Origin of the sequence: Kluyvera intermedia, assembly GCF_034424175.1 — a bacterium.
GTDB classification, from domain to species: domain Bacteria; phylum Pseudomonadota; class Gammaproteobacteria; order Enterobacterales; family Enterobacteriaceae; genus Kluyvera; species Kluyvera intermedia.
Map to the genome: position 1 here is coordinate 505,490 of NZ_CP139986.1, position 19,296 is coordinate 524,785.

General features: G+C 50.5%; 27 protein-coding genes, 1 tRNA gene and 1 rRNA gene. 23 read left to right on the top strand and 6 right to left on the bottom strand.

Annotation, left to right across the window (positions count from 1 at the left end):
- Positions 1-6 precede the first annotated feature (6 nt).
- From rplF to U0026_RS02435, 15 genes are all read left to right on the top strand, one after another.
- The gene (gene rplF, locus U0026_RS02365) at positions 7-540 is read left to right on the top strand and encodes a 50S ribosomal protein L6 (RefSeq protein WP_062779432.1); all 534 of its coding nucleotides are present in this window, start codon (positions 7-9) and stop codon (positions 538-540) included.
- 9 nt (positions 541-549) lie between these two features.
- The gene (gene rplR / locus U0026_RS02370; RefSeq protein ID WP_052284889.1) at positions 550-903 is read left to right on the top strand and encodes a 50S ribosomal protein L18; all 354 of its coding nucleotides are present in this window, start codon (positions 550-552) and stop codon (positions 901-903) included.
- Between the two features lie 14 nt (positions 904-917).
- The gene (gene rpsE, locus U0026_RS02375) at positions 918-1,421 is read left to right on the top strand and encodes a 30S ribosomal protein S5 (RefSeq protein ID WP_052284890.1); all 504 of its coding nucleotides are present in this window, start codon (positions 918-920) and stop codon (positions 1,419-1,421) included.
- Between the two features lie 3 nt (positions 1,422-1,424).
- A complete protein-coding gene (gene rpmD / locus U0026_RS02380) occupies positions 1,425-1,604 on the top strand; it encodes a 50S ribosomal protein L30 (protein WP_062779430.1) in 180 nt (59 codons plus the stop codon).
- 3 nt (positions 1,605-1,607) lie between these two features.
- Entirely contained in the window at positions 1,608-2,042 is a 435-nt protein-coding gene (gene rplO, locus U0026_RS02385; RefSeq protein ID WP_052284891.1) for a 50S ribosomal protein L15, read from the top strand.
- Positions 2,043-2,049: 7 nt separating this feature from the next.
- Positions 2,050-3,381 (top strand): preprotein translocase subunit SecY, encoded by a 1,332-nt coding sequence (gene secY / locus U0026_RS02390; RefSeq protein ID WP_062779428.1) that lies wholly within the window; start codon positions 2,050-2,052, stop codon positions 3,379-3,381.
- Positions 3,382-3,412: 31 nt separating this feature from the next.
- Positions 3,413-3,529, top strand: a complete 117-nt coding sequence (gene rpmJ / locus U0026_RS02395) for a 50S ribosomal protein L36 (protein WP_000868187.1) — start codon at positions 3,413-3,415, stop codon at positions 3,527-3,529.
- 146 nt (positions 3,530-3,675) lie between these two features.
- The gene (gene rpsM / locus U0026_RS02400) at positions 3,676-4,032 is read left to right on the top strand and encodes a 30S ribosomal protein S13 (RefSeq protein ID WP_062779426.1); all 357 of its coding nucleotides are present in this window, start codon (positions 3,676-3,678) and stop codon (positions 4,030-4,032) included.
- 16 nt (positions 4,033-4,048) lie between these two features.
- Complete coding sequence (rpsK, locus tag U0026_RS02405; RefSeq protein WP_062779424.1) at positions 4,049-4,438, top strand: 30S ribosomal protein S11; 390 nt, start codon at positions 4,049-4,051, stop codon at positions 4,436-4,438.
- Between the two features lie 32 nt (positions 4,439-4,470).
- Entirely contained in the window at positions 4,471-5,091 is a 621-nt protein-coding gene (gene rpsD, locus U0026_RS02410) for a 30S ribosomal protein S4 (protein ID WP_062779422.1), read from the top strand.
- Positions 5,092-5,116: 25 nt separating this feature from the next.
- On the top strand, positions 5,117-6,106 hold the full coding sequence (locus tag U0026_RS02415; RefSeq protein WP_062779420.1) for a DNA-directed RNA polymerase subunit alpha: 990 nt from the start codon (positions 5,117-5,119) through the stop codon (positions 6,104-6,106).
- 40 nt (positions 6,107-6,146) lie between these two features.
- Positions 6,147-6,533, top strand: coding sequence for a 50S ribosomal protein L17 (rplQ, locus tag U0026_RS02420; protein ID WP_001216372.1), 387 nt, complete (start codon positions 6,147-6,149; stop codon positions 6,531-6,533).
- Positions 6,534-6,637: 104 nt separating this feature from the next.
- Complete coding sequence (locus tag U0026_RS02425) at positions 6,638-7,009, top strand: DnaJ family domain-containing protein (RefSeq protein ID WP_062779418.1); 372 nt, start codon at positions 6,638-6,640, stop codon at positions 7,007-7,009.
- A complete protein-coding gene (gene zntR / locus U0026_RS02430) occupies positions 7,009-7,434 on the top strand; it encodes a Zn(2+)-responsive transcriptional regulator (RefSeq protein WP_062779416.1) in 426 nt (141 codons plus the stop codon). The genes U0026_RS02425 and zntR overlap by 1 nt, the downstream gene beginning before the upstream one ends.
- A gap of 58 nt (positions 7,435-7,492) precedes the next feature.
- Complete coding sequence (locus U0026_RS02435) at positions 7,493-7,756, top strand: alternative ribosome-rescue factor A (RefSeq protein ID WP_073971238.1); 264 nt, start codon at positions 7,493-7,495, stop codon at positions 7,754-7,756.
- Here U0026_RS02435 and mscL read toward each other — a convergent pair.
- The 5 genes from mscL to def all read right to left on the bottom strand — a co-directional run bounded on the left by mscL (position 7,709) and on the right by def (position 12,478).
- Entirely contained in the window at positions 7,709-8,119 is a 411-nt protein-coding gene (gene mscL, locus U0026_RS02440; RefSeq protein ID WP_062779415.1) for a large-conductance mechanosensitive channel protein MscL, read from the bottom strand. The genes U0026_RS02435 and mscL overlap by 48 nt on opposite strands.
- A 145-nt stretch (positions 8,120-8,264) precedes the next feature.
- Positions 8,265-9,641, bottom strand: a complete 1,377-nt coding sequence (gene trkA / locus U0026_RS02445; RefSeq protein WP_062779413.1) for a Trk system potassium transporter TrkA — start codon at positions 9,639-9,641, stop codon at positions 8,265-8,267.
- Between the two features lie 21 nt (positions 9,642-9,662).
- On the bottom strand, positions 9,663-10,952 hold the full coding sequence (rsmB, locus tag U0026_RS02450) for a 16S rRNA (cytosine(967)-C(5))-methyltransferase RsmB (RefSeq protein ID WP_062779411.1): 1,290 nt from the start codon (positions 10,950-10,952) through the stop codon (positions 9,663-9,665).
- A 54-nt stretch (positions 10,953-11,006) separates the two neighbouring features.
- Positions 11,007-11,954, bottom strand: coding sequence for a methionyl-tRNA formyltransferase (fmt, locus tag U0026_RS02455; protein ID WP_062779409.1), 948 nt, complete (start codon positions 11,952-11,954; stop codon positions 11,007-11,009).
- 14 nt (positions 11,955-11,968) lie between these two features.
- Positions 11,969-12,478, bottom strand: coding sequence for a peptide deformylase (def, locus tag U0026_RS02460; protein ID WP_062779407.1), 510 nt, complete (start codon positions 12,476-12,478; stop codon positions 11,969-11,971).
- A 130-nt stretch (positions 12,479-12,608) separates the two neighbouring features.
- On the opposite strand from def, the gene dprA reads away from it, so the two are divergent.
- From dprA to U0026_RS02490, 6 genes are read left to right on the top strand one after another with little or no spacing between them, the layout of a single operon-like run.
- On the top strand, positions 12,609-13,733 hold the full coding sequence (dprA, locus tag U0026_RS02465; protein WP_062779405.1) for a DNA-protecting protein DprA: 1,125 nt from the start codon (positions 12,609-12,611) through the stop codon (positions 13,731-13,733).
- Entirely contained in the window at positions 13,705-14,178 is a 474-nt protein-coding gene (gene smg / locus U0026_RS02470) for a DUF494 family protein Smg (protein WP_062779404.1), read from the top strand. The genes dprA and smg overlap by 29 nt, the downstream gene beginning before the upstream one ends.
- A 26-nt stretch (positions 14,179-14,204) precedes the next feature.
- Positions 14,205-14,759: a DNA topoisomerase family protein gene (locus U0026_RS02475; protein ID WP_073971237.1), complete on the top strand. Its 555-nt coding sequence runs from the start codon at positions 14,205-14,207 to the stop codon at positions 14,757-14,759.
- Positions 14,752-15,324: an L-threonylcarbamoyladenylate synthase type 1 TsaC gene (gene tsaC, locus U0026_RS02480; protein WP_062779400.1), complete on the top strand. Its 573-nt coding sequence runs from the start codon at positions 14,752-14,754 to the stop codon at positions 15,322-15,324. Before U0026_RS02475 ends, tsaC begins: the two co-directional genes overlap by 8 nt.
- Positions 15,325-15,327: 3 nt before the next feature.
- A complete protein-coding gene (gene aroE, locus U0026_RS02485; RefSeq protein ID WP_062779399.1) occupies positions 15,328-16,146 on the top strand; it encodes a shikimate dehydrogenase in 819 nt (272 codons plus the stop codon).
- On the top strand, positions 16,143-16,400 hold the full coding sequence (locus U0026_RS02490) for a DUF1488 family protein (RefSeq protein WP_062779397.1): 258 nt from the start codon (positions 16,143-16,145) through the stop codon (positions 16,398-16,400). Before aroE ends, U0026_RS02490 begins: the two co-directional genes overlap by 4 nt.
- Here U0026_RS02490 and U0026_RS02495 read toward each other — a convergent pair.
- Complete coding sequence (locus U0026_RS02495) at positions 16,376-16,930, bottom strand: gamma carbonic anhydrase family protein (RefSeq protein ID WP_062779395.1); 555 nt, start codon at positions 16,928-16,930, stop codon at positions 16,376-16,378. The two genes, U0026_RS02490 and U0026_RS02495, sit on opposite strands and share 25 nt — an antisense overlap.
- Positions 16,931-17,406: 476 nt before the next feature.
- Between U0026_RS02495 and U0026_RS02500 the strand changes: the two genes are divergently transcribed.
- Together U0026_RS02500 and U0026_RS02505 are read left to right on the top strand one after the other, a co-directional pair.
- A 16S ribosomal RNA gene (locus U0026_RS02500) occupies positions 17,407-18,946 on the top strand.
- An 86-nt stretch (positions 18,947-19,032) separates the two neighbouring features.
- Positions 19,033-19,107, top strand: a tRNA-Glu gene (locus U0026_RS02505).
- Positions 19,108-19,296: the final 189 nt, after the last annotated feature.

Genomic DNA, 19,296 nt, shown 5'->3' on the forward strand with positions numbered 1-19,296 from the left:
GAAAAAATGTCTCGTGTTGCTAAAGCACCGGTCGTTGTTCCTGCCGGCGTTGATGTAAAAATCGACGGTCAGGTTATTACGATCAAAGGTAAAAACGGCGAGCTGACTCGTACTCTCAACGATGCTGTTGAAGTTAATCATGCAGATAATGCACTGACCTTCGGTCCACGTGATGGTTACGTAGACGGATGGGCTCAGGCTGGTACCGCGCGTGCCCTGCTGAACTCAATGGTTATCGGTGTTACCGAAGGCTTCACTAAGAAGCTACAGCTGGTTGGTGTAGGTTATCGTGCAGCGGTTAAAGGGAATTCTGTGAGCCTGGCTTTAGGCTTCTCACACCCAGTTGACCACCAGCTGCCTGCGGGTATCACTGCTGAATGTCCGACTCAAACTGAAATCGTGCTGAAAGGCGCTGATAAGCAGGTGATCGGTCAGGTTGCAGCAGACCTGCGTGCCTACCGTCGTCCTGAGCCTTACAAAGGCAAGGGTGTTCGTTACGCCGACGAAGTCGTGCGTACCAAAGAGGCTAAGAAGAAGTAAGGTAACACTATGGATAAGAAATCTGCTCGTATCCGTCGTGCGACCCGCGCACGCCGCAAGCTCCAGGAGCTGGGCGCAACTCGCCTGGTGGTACATCGTACCCCGCGTCATATTTACGCACAGGTAATTGCACCGAACGGTTCCGAAGTTCTGGTAGCTGCTTCTACTGTAGAAAAAGCTATTACTGAACAATTGAAGTACACCGGTAACAAAGACGCCGCAGCAGCTGTGGGTAAAGCTGTCGCAGAACGCGCTCTGGAAAAAGGCATTAAAGTTGTGTCCTTTGACCGTTCCGGGTTCCAATATCATGGTCGCGTCCAGGCACTGGCAGATGCTGCTCGTGAAGCTGGCCTTCAGTTCTAAGGTAGAGGTGTAAGATGTCTCACATCGAAAAACAAGCTGGCGAACTGCAGGAAAAGCTGATCGCGGTTAACCGCGTATCTAAAACCGTAAAAGGTGGTCGTATTTTCTCCTTCACAGCTCTGACTGTAGTTGGTGATGGTAACGGTCGCGTTGGTTTTGGTTACGGTAAAGCCCGTGAAGTTCCAGCAGCAATCCAGAAAGCGATGGAAAAAGCTCGTCGCAATATGATTAATGTCGCGCTGAATACCGGCACCCTGCAGCACCCAGTTAAGGGTACTCACACAGGTTCTCGTGTATTCATGCAGCCGGCTTCCGAAGGTACCGGTATCATCGCCGGTGGTGCAATGCGCGCCGTTCTGGAAGTCGCTGGAGTTCGTAACGTTCTGGCTAAAGCATATGGTTCCACCAACCCGATTAACGTGGTTCGTGCAACTATTGATGGCCTGGAAAATATGAAATCTCCAGAAATGGTCGCTGCCAAGCGTGGTAAATCCGTTGAAGAAATTCTGGGGAAATAAACCATGGCAAAGACTATTAAAATTACTCAAACCCGCAGTGCAATCGGTCGTCTGCCGAAACACAAGGCAACGCTGCTTGGCCTGGGTCTGCGTCGTATTGGTCACACCGTAGAACGCGAGGATACTCCCGCTGTTCGTGGTATGGTCAACGCGATTTACTTCATGGTTAAAGTTGAGGAGTAAGAGATGCGTTTAAATACTCTGTCTCCGGCCGAAGGCTCTAAAAAGGCGGGTCGCCGCCTGGGTCGTGGTATCGGTTCTGGCCTCGGTAAAACCGGCGGTCGTGGTCACAAAGGTCAGAAGTCTCGTTCTGGCGGTGGCGTACGTCGTGGTTTCGAGGGCGGCCAGATGCCTCTGTACCGTCGTCTGCCGAAGTTCGGCTTCACTTCTCGCAAAGCAGCGATTACAGCGGAAATCCGTCTGTCTGACCTGGCGAAAGTGGAAGGCGGTATTGTTGACCTGAGCACGCTGAAAGCAGCTAACATTATCGGTGTCCAGATCGAGTTCGCGAAAGTGATCCTGGCTGGTGAAGTTTCTACTCCGGTAACTGTTCGTGGCCTGCGCGTGTCGAAAGGCGCTCGTGCTGCTATCGAAGCTGCTGGCGGTAAAATCGAGGAATAAGTAGCAGATGGCTAAACAACCGGGATTAGATTTTCAAAGTGCCAAAGGTGGCTTAGGCGAGCTGAAACGCAGACTGTTGTTTGTAATCGGTGCGCTTATCGTGTTCCGTATTGGCTCTTTTATTCCGATCCCTGGTATTGATGCCGCTGTACTTGCCAAACTGCTTGAGCAACAGCGAGGCACTATCATTGAAATGTTTAACATGTTCTCTGGTGGTGCTCTCAGCCGTGCTTCTATCTTTGCTCTGGGTATCATGCCGTATATTTCGGCATCGATTATTATCCAGCTGCTGACGGTGGTTCATCCAACGTTGGCTGAAATCAAGAAAGAAGGGGAGTCTGGTCGTCGTAAGATCAGCCAGTACACCCGTTACGGCACTCTGGTGCTGGCAATATTCCAGTCGATCGGTATTGCTACCGGTCTACCGAATATGCCTGGTATGCAAGGTCTGGTGTTAAACCCAGGCTTTGCATTCTATTTCACCGCTGTTGTGAGTCTGGTTACAGGGACTATGTTCCTGATGTGGCTCGGCGAACAGATTACTGAGCGTGGTATCGGCAACGGTATCTCAATCATTATCTTCGCTGGTATCGTTGCGGGACTCCCGCCAGCCATTGCCCATACTATCGAGCAAGCGCGTCAAGGCGACCTGCACTTCCTCCTGTTGCTGTTGGTTGCAGTATTAGTGTTTGCAGTGACGTTCTTTGTTGTATTCGTTGAACGTGGTCAACGCCGCATTGTGGTAAACTACGCCAAACGTCAGCAAGGTCGTCGTGTATATGCTGCACAGAGCACACATTTACCGCTGAAAGTGAATATGGCCGGGGTTATCCCAGCAATCTTTGCTTCCAGTATTATTCTGTTCCCGGCGACCATCGCGTCATGGTTCGGGGGCGGTACCGGTTGGAACTGGCTGACAACAATTTCGCTGTATTTGCAGCCTGGGCAACCGCTTTATGTGTTACTCTATGCGTCTGCAATCATCTTCTTCTGTTTCTTCTATACGGCGTTGGTCTTCAACCCACGTGAAACAGCAGATAACCTGAAGAAGTCCGGTGCATTTGTACCAGGAATTCGTCCGGGAGAGCAAACGGCGAAGTATATCGATAAAGTAATGACCCGTCTGACTTTGGTTGGTGCGCTTTACATTACCTTTATCTGCCTGATCCCGGAGTTCATGCGTGATGCGATGAAAGTGCCGTTCTACTTCGGTGGGACCTCACTACTGATCGTTGTTGTCGTGATTATGGACTTTATGGCTCAAGTGCAAACTCTGATGATGTCAAGTCAGTACGAGTCTGCATTGAAGAAGGCGAACCTCAAAGGCTATAGCCGCTAAAAGGTCGCTCGAGAAGTTACGGAGAGTAAAAATGAAAGTTCGTGCTTCCGTCAAGAAATTATGCCGTAACTGCAAAATCGTTAAGCGTGATGGTGTCATCCGTGTGATTTGCAGTGCCGAGCCAAAGCATAAACAGCGCCAAGGCTGATTTATTCGCATATTTTTCTTGCAAAGTTGGGTTGAGCTGGCTAGATTAGCCAGCCAATCTTTTGTATGTCTGTGCGTTACCATTTGAGTATCCTGAAAACGGGCTTTTCGGTATGGTACGTACATATTAAATAGTAGGAGTGCATAGTGGCCCGTATAGCAGGCATTAACATTCCTGATCAGAAACATGCTGTGATCGCGTTAACCTCGATCTATGGCGTCGGTAAGACCCGTTCTAAAGCCATTTTGGCTGCAGCGGGTATCGCTGAAAATGTTAAGATCAGTGAGCTGTCTGAAGCACAAATCGACACGCTGCGTGACGAAGTTGCCAAATTTGTCGTTGAAGGTGATCTGCGCCGTGAAGTTAGCATGAGCATCAAGCGTCTTATGGATCTTGGTTGCTATCGCGGTTTGCGTCATCGTCGTGGTCTTCCGGTTCGCGGCCAGCGCACCAAGACCAACGCACGTACCCGTAAGGGTCCGCGCAAACCGATCAAGAAATAATCGGGGTGATTGAATAATGGCAAAGGCACCAGTTCGTGCACGTAAGCGTGTAAGAAAACAAGTCTCTGATGGCGTGGCTCATATCCATGCTTCTTTTAACAACACCATCGTTACTATTACCGATCGTCAGGGTAATGCGCTGGGTTGGGCAACAGCCGGTGGTTCCGGTTTCCGTGGTTCGCGCAAATCTACTCCGTTCGCAGCTCAGGTTGCAGCAGAGCGTTGTGCTGATTCCGTAAAAGAATACGGCATCAAGAATCTGGAAGTTATGGTTAAAGGTCCGGGTCCAGGCCGCGAATCTACTATTCGTGCTCTGAACGCCGCTGGTTTCCGCATCACTAATATTACTGATGTGACTCCGATTCCTCATAACGGTTGTCGTCCACCGAAAAAACGTCGCGTATAACGCCTCGTTTCTAGGATTGTTGGAGAAAGAAAATGGCAAGATATTTGGGTCCTAAGCTCAAGCTTAGCCGTCGTGAGGGCACCGACTTATTCCTTAAGTCTGGCGTTCGCGCGATCGATACCAAGTGTAAAATTGAACAAGCTCCTGGCCAGCACGGTGCGCGTAAACCGCGTCTGTCTGACTATGGTGTTCAGTTGCGTGAAAAGCAGAAAGTTCGTCGTACTTACGGCGTGCTGGAGCGTCAGTTCCGTAACTATTATCAAGAAGCAGCACGTCTGAAAGGCAACACCGGTGAAAACCTGTTGACTCTGCTGGAAGGTCGTCTGGACAACGTAGTCTACCGTATGGGCTTTGGCGCTACTCGTGCCGAGTCACGCCAGTTGGTTAGCCATAAAGCAATCATGGTAAACGGTCGTGTTGTTAACATCGCTTCTTATCAGGTTAAAGCGAATGACGTTGTTAGCATTCGTGAGAAAGCGAAAAAGCAATCTCGCGTTAAAGCCGCTCTGGAGCTGGCTGAACAGCGTGAAAAGCCAACCTGGCTGGAAGTTGATGCTGCTAAGATGGAAGGTACGTTCAAGCGTCAGCCTGAGCGTTCTGATCTGTCTGCGGACATTAACGAACACCTGATCGTCGAGCTTTACTCCAAGTAAAGCTTAGTACCAAAGAGAGGACACAATGCAGGGTTCTGTGACAGAGTTTCTAAAACCGCGCCTGGTAGATATCGAGCAACTGAGTTCGACGCATGCCAAGGTGACCCTTGAGCCTTTAGAGCGTGGCTTTGGCCATACTCTGGGTAACGCACTGCGCCGTATTCTGCTCTCGTCGATGCCGGGTTGTGCGGTAACCGAAGTTGAGATTGATGGTGTACTTCATGAGTACAGCACCAAAGAAGGCGTTCAGGAAGATATCCTTGAAATCCTGCTCAACCTGAAAGGGCTTGCGGTGAGAGTTCAGGGGAAAGATGAAGTTATTCTCACCCTGAATAAATCTGGCATTGGCCCTGTGACTGCCGCCGATATCACCCACGACGGTGATGTTGAAATCGTCAAGCCGCAGCACGTGATCTGCCACCTGACCGATGAGAACGCAGCTATTAGCATGCGTATCAAAGTTCAGCGCGGTCGGGGTTATGTGCCGGCTTCTGCCCGAATTCATTCGGAAGAAGATGAGCGCCCAATCGGACGTCTGCTGGTCGACGCATGCTATAGCCCTGTAGAGCGTATTGCCTACAATGTTGAAGCAGCGCGTGTAGAACAGCGTACCGACCTGGACAAGCTGGTCATCGAAATGGAAACCAACGGTACAATCGATCCTGAAGAGGCGATTCGTCGTGCGGCAACCATTCTGGCTGAACAACTTGAAGCTTTCGTTGACTTACGTGATGTACGTCAGCCGGAAGTGAAAGAAGAGAAACCAGAGTTCGATCCGATTCTGCTGCGCCCTGTTGACGATCTGGAATTGACTGTCCGCTCTGCTAACTGCCTCAAGGCAGAAGCTATCCACTATATCGGTGATCTGGTACAGCGTACCGAGGTTGAGTTGCTGAAAACGCCGAACCTGGGTAAAAAATCTCTTACTGAGATTAAAGACGTGCTGGCTTCACGTGGTCTGTCTCTGGGCATGCGCCTTGAAAACTGGCCACCAGCAAGCATTGCTGACGAGTAACCGGATCACAGGTTAAGGTTTTACTGAGAAGGATAAGGTCATGCGCCATCGTAAGAGTGGTCGTCAACTGAACCGCAATAGCAGCCATCGCCAGGCTATGTTCCGTAACATGGCTGGTTCGCTGGTTCGTCATGAGATCATCAAGACGACCCTACCGAAAGCGAAAGAACTGCGTCGCGTAGTTGAGCCGCTGATTACTCTTGCCAAGACTGATAGCGTTGCTAATCGTCGTCTGGCATTCGCCCGTACTCGTGATAACGAGATCGTGGCAAAACTGTTTAACGAGCTGGGCCCGCGTTTCGCGAGCCGCGCCGGTGGTTACACTCGCATTCTGAAGTGTGGCTTCCGTGCAGGCGACAATGCGCCGATGGCATACATCGAGCTGGTTGATCGCTCTGAGTCGAAAGCAGAAGCAGCTGCAGAGTAATCTGTAGTAAAGTAAAAAAACCCGCTTCGGCGGGTTTTTTTATATCCCCCCTATCATCATGCTCCTACAATAGCCCTATCCTTTCTTGTCACTCGGAGGAAGTTATGTGGTTACTTGATCAATGGGCTGAGCGTCATATTGCTGATGCACAACGCAAAGGTGAGTTTGACAACCTTCCCGGTCAGGGTGAACCCCTCACTCTTGATGATGACTCCTTCGTTCCAGAAGAACTCCGCGTGGGTTTTAGACTACTCAAAAATGCAGGTTGTTTGCCCCCTGAAATTGAGCTGCGTAAGGATGCTATTGCGTTATCTGATTTATTAAAGGGTATCCGTCAGGATGATGCGCGCTATCAGGAGATCGGCCGTCAGTTGGTTCTGCTTGAGATTAAGTTGCAGCAAGCAGGGCTTAGTACAGCGTTTCTGCATGGTGATTATGCGGATAAGTTGCTGAACAAAACTAAAGAGGAACCGTGATGTTCAAGATTGGCGAACTGGCAAAACTAGCGAGCGTTACCCCAGATACTGTCCGCTATTATGAAAAGCAGCAGATGATGAGCCACGATATACGCACCGAAGGTGGTTTTCGACTTTATACTGCCGACGATCTTCAGCGTTTGAAGTTTATCCGACATGCCCGGCAATTGGGTTTTACACTGGAATCGATCCGTGAACTGCTATCGATCCGTGTGGATCCTGAACACCATACCTGCCAGGAATCAAAAGGTATTGTGCAAGCACGTTTGAGCGAAGTTGAATCACGTATTGCAGAGTTGCAAGCCATGCAGCAGGCGCTGAGTAAGCTCAATGATGCTTGCTGCGGCACATCCCACAGCAGTGAATTCTGTTCTATCCTTGGCATCCTTGAGCAGGGGGCAGGGGCGAGCACAAATGGTTGTTGAGTGTTGAGGGGTTTAGAATTACACTCAGCGCGTATTTATTACCCAATCAGGAGAAATTATGAGCCGCTATCAGCATACGAAGGGGCAGATAAATGACAATGCCCTGGAAGCGTTACTACACGATCCACTATTTCGTCAGCGTGTTGAAAAGAATAAGAAGGGGAAAGGAAGCTATTTACGTAAAGACAAACACGGTAAACAGTATGGTCGGGAGGCCAGTGGCAAACAAGCGATGCGCTTTTTTACCACTGGCCTTCTGCTTTCTACGGCCAGTTTAAGAACGGTTATTTTGTTCTTTCAGCAGGTCGCGAATTTCAGATAACAGCACTTCTTCTTTTGTAGGAGCAGGAGCGGCGGCCGGCTCTTCTTTCTTACGATTCAGCTTGTTGATTAGCTTAATCGCCATAAAGATGGCAAAAGCGACAATGATAAAATCAAAAATATTCTGGATAAACACGCCGTAGTGCATAACAACTGCTGGCACATCGCCCTGCGCATCACGCAGCGTGACGGCAAACTGCTTAAAATCAATCCCACCAATTAAAAGCCCCAGTGGCGGCATGATGATATCCGCAACCAGAGACGATACGATCTTACCAAATGCGGCACCAATAATGACACCCACCGCCAAATCAACAACATTCCCGCGCATCGCGAATTCGCGAAACTCTTTAATCATGCTCATTTTATTCTCCCTTGGGCAACTGACGCTTATAAGTTTAACAAATGTTTATTTATTTTCCATTGGTGATAATAAATATGAGTATATTAATTAGCCCTTTTAATTGAGAGGGTTAATAAAAAGGCGCCCATTGAGCGCCCGGCAAAAATTAAAGGAAGAAGGGACTTGGCTGGAAGAGTCTTTCCACATCGGATATATATTTTTTATCAGTCAGGAACATGATGACGTGGTCACCTTGTTCAATTCGCAGATTATCATTAGCAATCATGACGTCATTTCCGCGAACAACCGCACCGATAATTGTACCCGGGGGCAGCTTGATTTCATCAATTACACGGCCAACGACGCGAGATGTACTTTCATCACCATGGGCGACGGCTTCGATGGCTTCGGCAACACCACGACGTAATGATGAAACGCCGACAATATCCGCTTTACGTACGTGGCTCAGTAGGGCGGAGATCGTTGCCTGCTGCGGTGAAATTGCAATATCAATCACACTGCCTTGTACCAAATCGACATACGCCTTACGTTGAATAAGCACCATTACTTTTTTGGCACCCATCCGTTTCGCCAGCATGGCTGACATGATATTGGCTTCATCATCGTTGGTGACGGCAATAAACAGATCAACTTGATCGATATGCTCTTCTGCCAGTAACTCTTGATCCGATGCATCCCCAAAGAAAACGATGGTATTTTGTAGTTTTTCAGCCAGCTCAGCCGCGCGCTGCTGATTACGTTCAATCAGCTTCACGCTATAATCTTTTTCCAACTGACGAGCCAGGCCTGCGCCGATATTTCCACCGCCAACCAGCATAATTCTCTTGTAGGGCTTCTCCAGACGCTGTAACTCACTCATTACGGCCCGAATGTGCTGAGACGCGGCAATAAAGAAGACCTCATCTCCGGCTTCAACAATGGTTGAACCTTGCGGCCTGATGGGACGATCGTGGCGGAATATAGCCGCAACTCGAGTATCAATATGCGGCATATGATCGCGCATGGTAGAGAGCGCATTACCGACTAAAGGGCCGCCATAGTAGGCTTTCACCACTGCCAGGCTAACCTTGCCTTCGGCAAAATTAACGACCTGTAATGCGCCTGGATACTCAATTAGCCGGTAGATATTGTCGATAACCAGCTGTTCTGGTGCGATCAGGTGATCAATCGGCACGGCATCGCTTTGGAACAGCTTATCGGCATCACGGACGTAGTCAGGGGAGCGAATGCGTGCGATACGATTTGGTGTATTAAAGAGCGAATAGGCAACCTGGCAGGCCACCATATTCGTTTCATCTGAGCTGGTAACGGCAACCAGCATATCGGCATCATCAGCACCTGCTTCGCGTAAAACACGTGGATGGGAAGCATGGCCCTGAACAACACGCAGATCGAATTTATCCTGCAGGCTGCGAAGACGCTCGCCGTTAGTATCGATAATTGTGATGTCGTTATTTTCCCCGACCAGGTTTTCCGCAAGCGTTCCGCCGACTTGCCCGGCGCCCAGAATGATAATTTTCATCAGTTGTGACCCGTTATCTCATCATTTCTTGATTAGCTTAGCGTAGAAGAACCCGTCTCCTTCCTCCGCACCTGGTAAATTCTGACGTCCTGGCTGCTCTGGTGTACCGGTTTCGCTTAATACGGCATCCGGGGTTCGTGCCAGGAAAGCGGCTATCTGCTGCTGATTTTCTTCCGGCAAAATTGAACAAGTGGCATAGACCAGAGTGCCGCCCGTCTTGAGGTGTAACCAGGTTGCATTGAGGATCTCGGCCTGGAGCTGTGCGAGCTCGATGATATCGCGATCGCGACGTAACCATTTAATATCCGGATGACGGCGGATAACCCCGGTTGCTGAGCAGGGCGCATCCAGCAAGATACGGTCAAATTGCTGCTCGCCACACCATTGTGCTGGATGACGCCCGTCACCTTGTTTAACCGTTGCCTTCATACCAAGGCGTTTCAGGTTGTCGTAGACGCGTGATAGACGTTTTTCATCGACGTCGACGGCCATCACATCGGCTTGTGGAGCAACTTCCAGTATGTGGGTTGTCTTGCCGCCAGGTGCGCAGCACAGATCGAGGATTTGCTCACCATTTTGCGGTTGTAAATAGCTAACGCAGCCTTGAGCCGAGGCATCCTGAACGGTCACCCATCCCTGCTCGAAGCCAGGTAGTGCCAGCACTGAGGTTGGTGTTTCCAGGCGGACGGCGTCCGGATAATCCGGGTGCGGGAATCCATTAAGACCTGCTTCAGCGAGCAGCGCAAGCCAGGCATCGCGAGTGTGGAAGTTACGGTTTACACGCAACCACATCGGCGGGCGCTGATTATTAGCTTCAAGAATGCTTTCCCACTGTTGCGGGTAGGCGTCCCTGATACGCTTCACTAACCATGAAGGATGTAAATAACGCAGCTCAGTTTGAGCAAATTCGTTCAGGAGTTCTTCCTGACGACGCTGGAACTGACGAAGTACGCCGTTAATCAATCCCTTCAGCTGTTGACGCTTGATGACGACAGCGCCCTCAACGGTTTCGGCAAGCGCAGCGTGTGGAGGTATACGGGTATAAAGCAGCTGATAAAAGCCCACCATGATCAAATAATGGACCGTACGCTGTTTGCCCGTCATCGGACGTTCCATCAGCTGTTTAATCATCCATTCCAGCTGGGAGAGCGAGCGCAGCACGCCAAAGCAGAGCTCCTGTAGCAACGCTTTATCTTTATCGCCTACTTTTTGCTGTAGGGCGGGGAGTACGTTACTTAACGATTGCCCTTTTTCGACGACCTGCTCAACGGCCTGAGCCGCCATACTGCGTAAATTCAGTTGTTTTTTCATAACCGTAAAAATAAAAATGCCCGGAGACTCTGGGCTTTAAAAAGGGATGAACCGTCAGAGAAGGCGGTTTCCGGGTACAAACCACTCCCGGCGCGAATTCAGGAGATCCTGAGCGCTCATGGCTTTTTTACCTGCCGGTTGCAGCGAGATAAGATTCAAAATACCGTCCCCCGTAGCCACCTGAATACCCTGACGGGTTGCATCCAGAATGGTGCCTGGTTCAGCATTTGCGGGTTTATCTATCACCGTCGCTTGCCAGATCTTGACTGGCTGATCGTCAATGACGATATAGCTCATAGGCCATGGATTAAAGGCGCGGATACAGCGTTCCAGCTGAGCGGCGCTTAGCGTCCAGTCAACCCGAGCTTCTTCTTTGCTGAGCTTCTCCGCGTAGCTGACATGCGCTTCGTCCTGAACTTCAGGTTTTGCCGTACCGGTCGCCAACAGGCTTAGCGTATGTAAAAGACCCTGTGGGCCAAGCTCCGCCAGTTTGTCGTAGAGGCTGGCGCTGGTGTCGTCAGCGGTAATTGGACAGGAGAGCTTATGCAGCATATCGCCCGTGTCTAACCCTACGTCCATCTGCATGATAGTCACGCCAGTTTCCGTATCGCCAGCCCACAGTGAGCGTTGAATTGGCGCAGCACCACGCCAGCGTGGTAGCAAAGAGCCATGGACGTTAATGCATCCAAGACGCGGCATCGCCAGTACGGTTTTCGGGAGAATCAGACCATAGGCCACAACGACCATCACGTCGGCTTGTAACTCGGCTACCAGCTTCTGGTTTTCTTCTGGGCGCAGTGAGGCCGGCTGGAAGACAGGAATTCCTTTCTCCTCGGCCAATACTTTCACCGGGCTTGGCATCAGCTTCTTACCGCGACCCGCAGGGCGGTCCGGCTGGGTGAATACACCGACCACCTGGTGCTCAGACGACAGCAGCGCGTCGAGATGACGCGCTGCAAAATCAGGAGTGCCTGCAAAAATAATACGTAGTGAATCTGACACGTTAATCCTTATCCTTACGGACGCGCGTTCAGGCGATCCAGTTTTTCAACTTTCTGACGAATACGTTGCTGTTTAAGCGGCGACAGATAATCGATAAACAGCTTACCGACTAAATGGTCCATTTCATGCTGAATGCAGATAGCGAGCAGCTCGTCAGCTTCAAGTTCAAATGGGTTACCGTTACGGTCAAGAGCGCGGATTTTCACGCGTTCGGCGCGAGGAACCAGCGCTCGCTGTTCAGGAATCGACAAGCAGCCTTCTTCAATGCCGGTCTCGCCGTCTTTTTCCAGCAGTTCTGGATTAATGAGCACCAGTTGCTGGTCGCGATTCTCGGAAACATCAATCACGATAATACGTTTATGGATATCGACCTGTGTTGCAGCCAGACCAATACCTTCCTCTGCGTACATCGTCTCGAACATGTCGTCGACAATACGCTGGATTTCTTCATTCACTTCTTTTACCGGTTCGGCGACTTTGCGAAGACGCTCGTCCGGAATATGTAACACTTGCAAAACTGCCATAAATATCCAGAGTTGTGTTCAGGAGTAGGAAAGATTATTACCTCTATTCTAGACAAAACCCCCTCTAATTGACAGCATCAGTGACCAATCGCAAGGATTGCTGATGCCGCATGTGGCAAGGGAGAAAAGGATGTCACCAGAAGAGGTAGCCTTCCGTCTGCTGAAGGTTAATAATTTATACGGCGATGAAATGCTGAACGCATTACACGTTTTATCCCAGCAGGTTGATATTACTCGTCAGACACTGTCAGCATTGGGTTTTAGCGCCAAACAGGTTGAGCGTTTTTTCTCTTTTACGTCCGCGGAAATGGACGCGGCCAACAGTTGGTTGTTGGATCCTGAAAACACGCTGCTGCTGGCTGATTCTCCAGACTACCCTGAACCTTTGCGCGCGATTCGCGATTATCCGGCGGTATTGTGCGTGCGCGGTAATACGCAATTGTTAAGTTCATTGCAATTGGCTGTGGTTGGAAGCCGTCAGCACTCACTCTACGGCGAACGCTGGGGGCGATACTTCTGCGAGGCGCTTGCATCGCTGGGGCTGACGATTACTAGCGGTCTGGCGCTGGGCATCGATGGTGTTGCTCATCGCGGCGCGTTGCAAGCCGGTGGGAAAACGGTGGCGGTGCTGGGCAGCGGTCTACAACATATTTATCCCCATCGTCATCGCGCGCTGGCCGAAAATATTGTGGCTGGCGGTGGTGCTCTTGTCTCGGAGTTCCCGCTTGCAGCCACTCCCACACCGTATAATTTTCCTCGCCGAAACCGAATTATTAGTGGGTTAAGCCTTGGTGTCCTGGTGGTCGAGGCCGCGCTGCGTAGCGGCTCTCTTGTTACCGCACGTTGTGCATTGGAGCAAGGGAGGGAGGTTTTTGCTATTCCGGGGCCACTTGGCCATCCGGGCATGGAGGGTCCACATTGGCTGATCAAACAGGGGGCGGTGCTGGTCACCGAACCTGAGGATATTCTGGCGTTATATCCCGTCCTCAATAGGCTTTTACCTAATGAGTCTGAAATGACAAATTATTGTGCAGATAAGGAATCTGTAGCATTGCCATTTCCTGAGCTCCTGGCTAACGTAGGAGATGAGGCAACACCTGTTGACGTCGTCGCTGAACGTGCCGGCCAACCTGTGCCAGTGACCGTGGCTCAGCTACTTGAACTGGAGTTAGCAGGATGGATCGCAGCAGTACCCGGCGGCTATGTCCGATTAAGGAGGGCAGGCCATGTTCGACGTACTAATGTATTTGTTTGAGACCTACATCCATAACGAAGCAGAGATGCGAGTAGATCAGGACAGACTGACTCGGGATCTTACCGATGCGGGGTTTGAACGTGAAGATATCTTCAACGCATTAATGTGGCTGGAAAAGCTCGCCGACTATCAGGAAGGCCTCGTAGAACCGATGCAGCTTGCGTCCGATCCTCTCTCCGTGCGTATTTTTACATACGAAGAGAGTCAACGTCTTGATGCTAGCTGCCGTGGATTCCTGTTATTCCTGGAGCAGATTCAGGTGCTGAACCTCGAAACGCGGGAGATGGTGATTGAGCGCGTGATGGCTCTGGATACCGCGGAGTTTGAGCTGGAAGAACTGAAATGGGTCATTTTAATGGTTCTTTTCAATCTTCCGGGCAGTGAAAACGCGTATGAACAAATGGAAGAATTACTCTTCGAAACGAATGAAGGTATGCTGCATTAATCATTTTTGCGGCATCAAGAGTTGTTATGGTCAAATCAGCACTATTTTCGGTGCCTAAAAACGAGCCCTGTCCACAATGTGGGGCTGAACTGGTCATACGGTCCGGTAAACACGGGCCGTTTCTTGGCTGTTCTCATTATCCGGAATGCGATTATGTCCGCCCCCTGAAAAATCAGGCGGACGGACATATCGTGAAAGTCCTGGAGGGGCAGTCGTGTCCTGAGTGCGGAGCCGATCTGGTGCTGCGCCAGGGGCGCTTTGGCATGTTCATTGGGTGCAGCCAGTATCCTGAATGTGGACACACAGAAGTTATCGATAAACCAGATGAAACGGCAATCACTTGCCCAGCATGTCAGCAAGGACATCTGGTGCAACGTCGTTCCCGTTTTGGTAAAAACTTCCATTCCTGCGATCGCTATCCGGAATGTCAGTTTGTTATTAACTTCACTCCGCTAGCGGGAGAATGCCCTGAGTGCCATTACCCGCTACTTATCGAAAAGAAAACGGCGCAGGGCGTAAAACGTTTTTGTGCCAGTAAACAATGTGGAAAGCCGGTACCGGCGAAACAAATCAGTGAATAAAAACCTGCCATCAGAGACCGTGCAGCGTGCGGTAGTTGCTCTGAATAATAAAGAAGTCATCGCTTATCCCACCGAAGCTGTATTTGGCGTCGGCTGTGATCCCGACAGTGAAGAAGCCGTAATGAATCTGCTCGCGCTGAAACAGCGCCCGGTAGATAAAGGCCTCATTTTGATTGCAGCGAGTTTTGAACAGCTTCAACCTTATATAGATGACAGCATGCTGAGTGAAGAGCAAAGAGCCACCGTCTTTTCCCGTTGGCCGGGCCCGGTGACATTTGTTTTCCCCGCGAAGACAACGACGCCTGGTTGGTTAACAGGACGTTTTAGCTCCCTGGCCGTTCGCGTTAGCGATCATCCAGTGGTTATCGAACTGTGTAAGGCTTACGGTAAACCACTGGTTTCAACCAGTGCTAATCTGAGCGGCCAGGAGCCGTGCCGAACTACAGCTGAAGTGCTTGCGCAGTTTGGCGATGATTTCCCGGTGGTTGATGCACTAACGGGTGGCCGGTTGAATCCGTCAGAAATTCTCGATGCCCAGACGGGCGAACGTTTTCGCCAGGGATAATGTATGGAAAGCTACGTCGTTTTTGGCAACCCGATAGCCCACAGTAAATCGCCATTCATTCATGAGCAATTTGCGCAGCAGTTGCAAATTACTCATCCATATGGACGCATGCTGGCGCCGCTTGATGAGTTTACCGCGACATTGGACACCTTTTTCCAGCAAGGCGGCAGGGGAGCCAACGTCACCGTTCCTTTTAAAGAAGAGGCGTTTGCCAGAGCGGATGAGCTAACCGAGCGCGCGGCGCTAGCGGGTGCAGTCAATACACTCAAACGACTCGATGACGGTCGTATTCTTGGAGATAACACCGACGGTATCGGTTTGTTGAGCGATCTTGAACGACTGAAGTTGATAAAACCTGGATACCGTGTGCTGTTAATTGGGGCTGGTGGCGCGGCGCGCGGCGTGCTGCTGCCATTACTCTCACTTGATTGTAGTGTGACGATTACCAACCGTACTGAAGAGCGAGCACAGACCCTGGCCGATCTGTTCCGTCATACGGGTAGTGTGAGCGCGTTGTCGATGTCAGCATTGGGTGGCCATGAATTCGATCTCATCATTAATGCAACCTCGAGTGGTATTGCCGGTGAAATGCTGCCGATCCCGGCGTCGTTAGTGAATGCACATGTATGTTGCTATGACATGTTCTATCAAAAAGGGAATACTGCATTTTTAGCGTGGTGCGCGGAGCATGGCGCTAAGCATTATGCTGATGGGTTGGGAATGCTGGTGGGGCAGGCGGCGCATGCCGTCTTACTGTGGCACGGTGTTTTGCCAGATATTGAACCAGTGATCAAATTACTCAAACGCGAGTTGGGTGTATGAATCAGGCTATCCAGTTCCCGGACAGAGAAGAGTGGTGTGCCGATATTCATGCGGTCTGTTTCCCGGCGCTGGTCAACGGAGTACAGCTTATGTGTGCCATGCGCGCTGAGGTCATAGTGCGTCGCTTTGGCGGTGAAGAGCCGCAACGGTGGCTCGCGCTAGTTTGCGAAAATCGCTGGGATCTAGAAGAAGAGGCCAGCGATCTTATTCGCGATCAGCAAGAAGACAATCAAGGCTGGGTTTGGCTGTCCTGACTCAGATAATCGTCTTTCCACTTCACGTAGTTATTGGCCGAATAGCGTAATCCTTCGAGTTCGGCCTCTTTCAAGGGCCTGATTTGCTTAACTGGGCTACCCAGATAAAGATAACCACTCTCCAGCCTCTTATGCTGTGGTACCAGACTACCGGCGCCAATCATCACGTCGTCTTCAACAATCACGCCATCCAGTAATATAGAACCCATACCGACAAGAACCCTATTTCCAATCGTGCAGCCATGAAGCATGACTTTATGCCCGACGGTAACATCCTCGCCTACGATGAGAGGGTTCCCTTGCGGATTTTTAGCAGATTGATGCGTAACGTGCAGTACGCTGCCATCCTGAATATTACTGCGAGCGCCTATCTGGATATAGTTGACGTCACCGCGTGCGGCAACCAATGGCCAGATGCTGACGTCATCAGCCAGTCGGACGTCACCGACGATCACACTGGAGGCATCGATCATCACGCGATCGCCTATTACGGGGAATAAATCTTTATAGCGGCGTAAAACGGCAGACATATTGACCTCTTTAAAACGGTGTCACTCTCGGGGTTCTTCTCATTATCAGCCCAAATTGTGGGATTCTCATCTCAAAAATTAAGCAAATCGCACACTTACAATGTAAAAAGATTGAAAAAACGACACTTGGAAAAAAATGTGAGAAAAGGGGTTGTGCTAAAAACAAAGTTCCCTATAATGCGCACCCACTGAGACGGCAAACGTGAATCACTTCACATTAACTAGCCGGTTCGGTTGAAGAGAAAAACCTGAAAATAAACGGTTGACTCTGAAAGAGGAAAGCGTAATATACGCCACCTCGCAACAGTGAGCGAAAGCCGTGTTGCACTGCTCTTTAACAATTTATCAGACAATCTGTGTGGGCACTCGAAGATACGGATTCTTAAACGTCGCAAGACGCTAAATGAATACCAAGTCTCAACGAGTGAACATACGTAATTCATTACGAAGTTTAATTTATTGAGCATCAAACACTTAAATTGAAGAGTTTGATCATGGCTCAGATTGAACGCTGGCGGCAGGCCTAACACATGCAAGTCGAACGGTAGCACAGAGAGCTTGCTCTTGGGTGACGAGTGGCGGACGGGTGAGTAATGTCTGGGAAACTGCCCGATGGAGGGGGATAACTACTGGAAACGGTAGCTAATACCGCATAACGTCGCAAGACCAAAGTGGGGGACCTTCGGGCCTCACACCATCGGATGTGCCCAGATGGGATTAGCTAGTAGGTGGGGTAATGGCTCACCTAGGCGACGATCCCTAGCTGGTCTGAGAGGATGACCAGCCACACTGGAACTGAGACACGGTCCAGACTCCTACGGGAGGCAGCAGTGGGGAATATTGCACAATGGGCGCAAGCCTGATGCAGCCATGCCGCGTGTATGAAGAAGGCCTTCGGGTTGTAAAGTACTTTCAGCGAGGAGGAAGGCATTGTGGTTAATAACCGCAGTGATTGACGTTACTCGCAGAAGAAGCACCGGCTAACTCCGTGCCAGCAGCCGCGGTAATACGGAGGGTGCAAGCGTTAATCGGAATTACTGGGCGTAAAGCGCACGCAGGCGGTCTGTCAAGTCGGATGTGAAATCCCCGGGCTCAACCTGGGAACTGCATTCGAAACTGGCAGGCTAGAGTCTTGTAGAGGGGGGTAGAATTCCAGGTGTAGCGGTGAAATGCGTAGAGATCTGGAGGAATACCGGTGGCGAAGGCGGCCCCCTGGACAAAGACTGACGCTCAGGTGCGAAAGCGTGGGGAGCAAACAGGATTAGATACCCTGGTAGTCCACGCCGTAAACGATGTCGACTTGGAGGTTGTGCCCTTGAGGCGTGGCTTCCGGAGCTAACGCGTTAAGTCGACCGCCTGGGGAGTACGGCCGCAAGGTTAAAACTCAAATGAATTGACGGGGGCCCGCACAAGCGGTGGAGCATGTGGTTTAATTCGATGCAACGCGAAGAACCTTACCTACTCTTGACATCCAGAGAATTTAGCAGAGATGCTTTAGTGCCTTCGGGAACTCTGAGACAGGTGCTGCATGGCTGTCGTCAGCTCGTGTTGTGAAATGTTGGGTTAAGTCCCGCAACGAGCGCAACCCTTATCCTTTGTTGCCAGCGGTTCGGCCGGGAACTCAAAGGAGACTGCCAGTGATAAACTGGAGGAAGGTGGGGATGACGTCAAGTCATCATGGCCCTTACGAGTAGGGCTACACACGTGCTACAATGGCATATACAAAGAGAAGCGACCTCGCGAGAGCAAGCGGACCTCATAAAGTATGTCGTAGTCCGGATCGGAGTCTGCAACTCGACTCCGTGAAGTCGGAATCGCTAGTAATCGTAGATCAGAATGCTACGGTGAATACGTTCCCGGGCCTTGTACACACCGCCCGTCACACCATGGGAGTGGGTTGCAAAAGAAGTAGGTAGCTTAACCTTCGGGAGGGCGCTTACCACTTTGTGATTCATGACTGGGGTGAAGTCGTAACAAGGTAACCGTAGGGGAACCTGCGGTTGGATCACCTCCTTACCTTAAAGAACCGACCTTTGAAGTGTCCACACAGATTGTCTGATAGAAGTAATGAGCAAGACGGCTGCGAAGTCGTGACACATCGTGTCCCCTTCGTCTAGCGGTTAGGACTCCGCCCTTTCACGGCGGCAACAGGGGTTCGAATCCCCTAGGGGACGCCACTTGCTGGTCGTGAGTGAAAGGCACAACCCATCGATATCTCAAAACTAACTCAGTGAGTTACGTTTGAGATATTTGCTCTTTAAAAATCTGGATCAAGCTGAAAATTGAAACGACACACTGTATCTGTTCTCCGTAATAAGAACAGATAAGCGGTGTGTTCGAGTCTCTCAAATTTTCGCAACGCGGAA

Excerpts from the sequence above, each read along its gene's own strand:
- rpmJ (WP_000868187.1), top strand. The coding sequence starts at position 3,413 with ATGAAAGTTCGTGCTTCCGTCAAGAAATTATGCCGTAACTGCAAAATC.
- mscL (WP_062779415.1), bottom strand. The coding sequence starts at position 8,119 with ATGAGCATGATTAAAGAGTTTCGCGAATTCGCGATGCGCGGGAATGTT.
- def (WP_062779407.1), bottom strand. The coding sequence starts at position 12,478 with ATGGCAGTTTTGCAAGTGTTACATATTCCGGACGAGCGTCTTCGCAAA.
- smg (WP_062779404.1), top strand. The coding sequence starts at position 13,705 with ATGTTCGACGTACTAATGTATTTGTTTGAGACCTACATCCATAACGAA.
- U0026_RS02495 (WP_062779395.1), bottom strand. The coding sequence starts at position 16,930 with ATGTCTGCCGTTTTACGCCGCTATAAAGATTTATTCCCCGTAATAGGC.
- rsmB (WP_062779411.1), bottom strand. The coding sequence starts at position 10,952 with ATGAAAAAACAACTGAATTTACGCAGTATGGCGGCTCAGGCCGTTGAG.
- secY (WP_062779428.1), top strand. The coding sequence starts at position 2,050 with ATGGCTAAACAACCGGGATTAGATTTTCAAAGTGCCAAAGGTGGCTTA.
- rpsD (WP_062779422.1), top strand. The coding sequence starts at position 4,471 with ATGGCAAGATATTTGGGTCCTAAGCTCAAGCTTAGCCGTCGTGAGGGC.
- U0026_RS02415 (WP_062779420.1), top strand. The coding sequence starts at position 5,117 with ATGCAGGGTTCTGTGACAGAGTTTCTAAAACCGCGCCTGGTAGATATC.
- rpsK (WP_062779424.1), top strand. The coding sequence starts at position 4,049 with ATGGCAAAGGCACCAGTTCGTGCACGTAAGCGTGTAAGAAAACAAGTC.
- zntR (WP_062779416.1), top strand. The coding sequence starts at position 7,009 with ATGTTCAAGATTGGCGAACTGGCAAAACTAGCGAGCGTTACCCCAGAT.
- rpsE (WP_052284890.1), top strand. The coding sequence starts at position 918 with ATGTCTCACATCGAAAAACAAGCTGGCGAACTGCAGGAAAAGCTGATC.
- trkA (WP_062779413.1), bottom strand. The coding sequence starts at position 9,641 with ATGAAAATTATCATTCTGGGCGCCGGGCAAGTCGGCGGAACGCTTGCG.
- rpmD (WP_062779430.1), top strand. The coding sequence starts at position 1,425 with ATGGCAAAGACTATTAAAATTACTCAAACCCGCAGTGCAATCGGTCGT.
- rplQ (WP_001216372.1), top strand. The coding sequence starts at position 6,147 with ATGCGCCATCGTAAGAGTGGTCGTCAACTGAACCGCAATAGCAGCCAT.
- dprA (WP_062779405.1), top strand. The coding sequence starts at position 12,609 with ATGTCACCAGAAGAGGTAGCCTTCCGTCTGCTGAAGGTTAATAATTTA.
- U0026_RS02425 (WP_062779418.1), top strand. The coding sequence starts at position 6,638 with ATGTGGTTACTTGATCAATGGGCTGAGCGTCATATTGCTGATGCACAA.
- U0026_RS02475 (WP_073971237.1), top strand. The coding sequence starts at position 14,205 with ATGGTCAAATCAGCACTATTTTCGGTGCCTAAAAACGAGCCCTGTCCA.
- rplR (WP_052284889.1), top strand. The coding sequence starts at position 550 with ATGGATAAGAAATCTGCTCGTATCCGTCGTGCGACCCGCGCACGCCGC.
- aroE (WP_062779399.1), top strand. The coding sequence starts at position 15,328 with ATGGAAAGCTACGTCGTTTTTGGCAACCCGATAGCCCACAGTAAATCG.
- rplO (WP_052284891.1), top strand. The coding sequence starts at position 1,608 with ATGCGTTTAAATACTCTGTCTCCGGCCGAAGGCTCTAAAAAGGCGGGT.
- rplF (WP_062779432.1), top strand. The coding sequence starts at position 7 with ATGTCTCGTGTTGCTAAAGCACCGGTCGTTGTTCCTGCCGGCGTTGAT.
- U0026_RS02490 (WP_062779397.1), top strand. The coding sequence starts at position 16,143 with ATGAATCAGGCTATCCAGTTCCCGGACAGAGAAGAGTGGTGTGCCGAT.
- U0026_RS02435 (WP_073971238.1), top strand. The coding sequence starts at position 7,493 with ATGAGCCGCTATCAGCATACGAAGGGGCAGATAAATGACAATGCCCTG.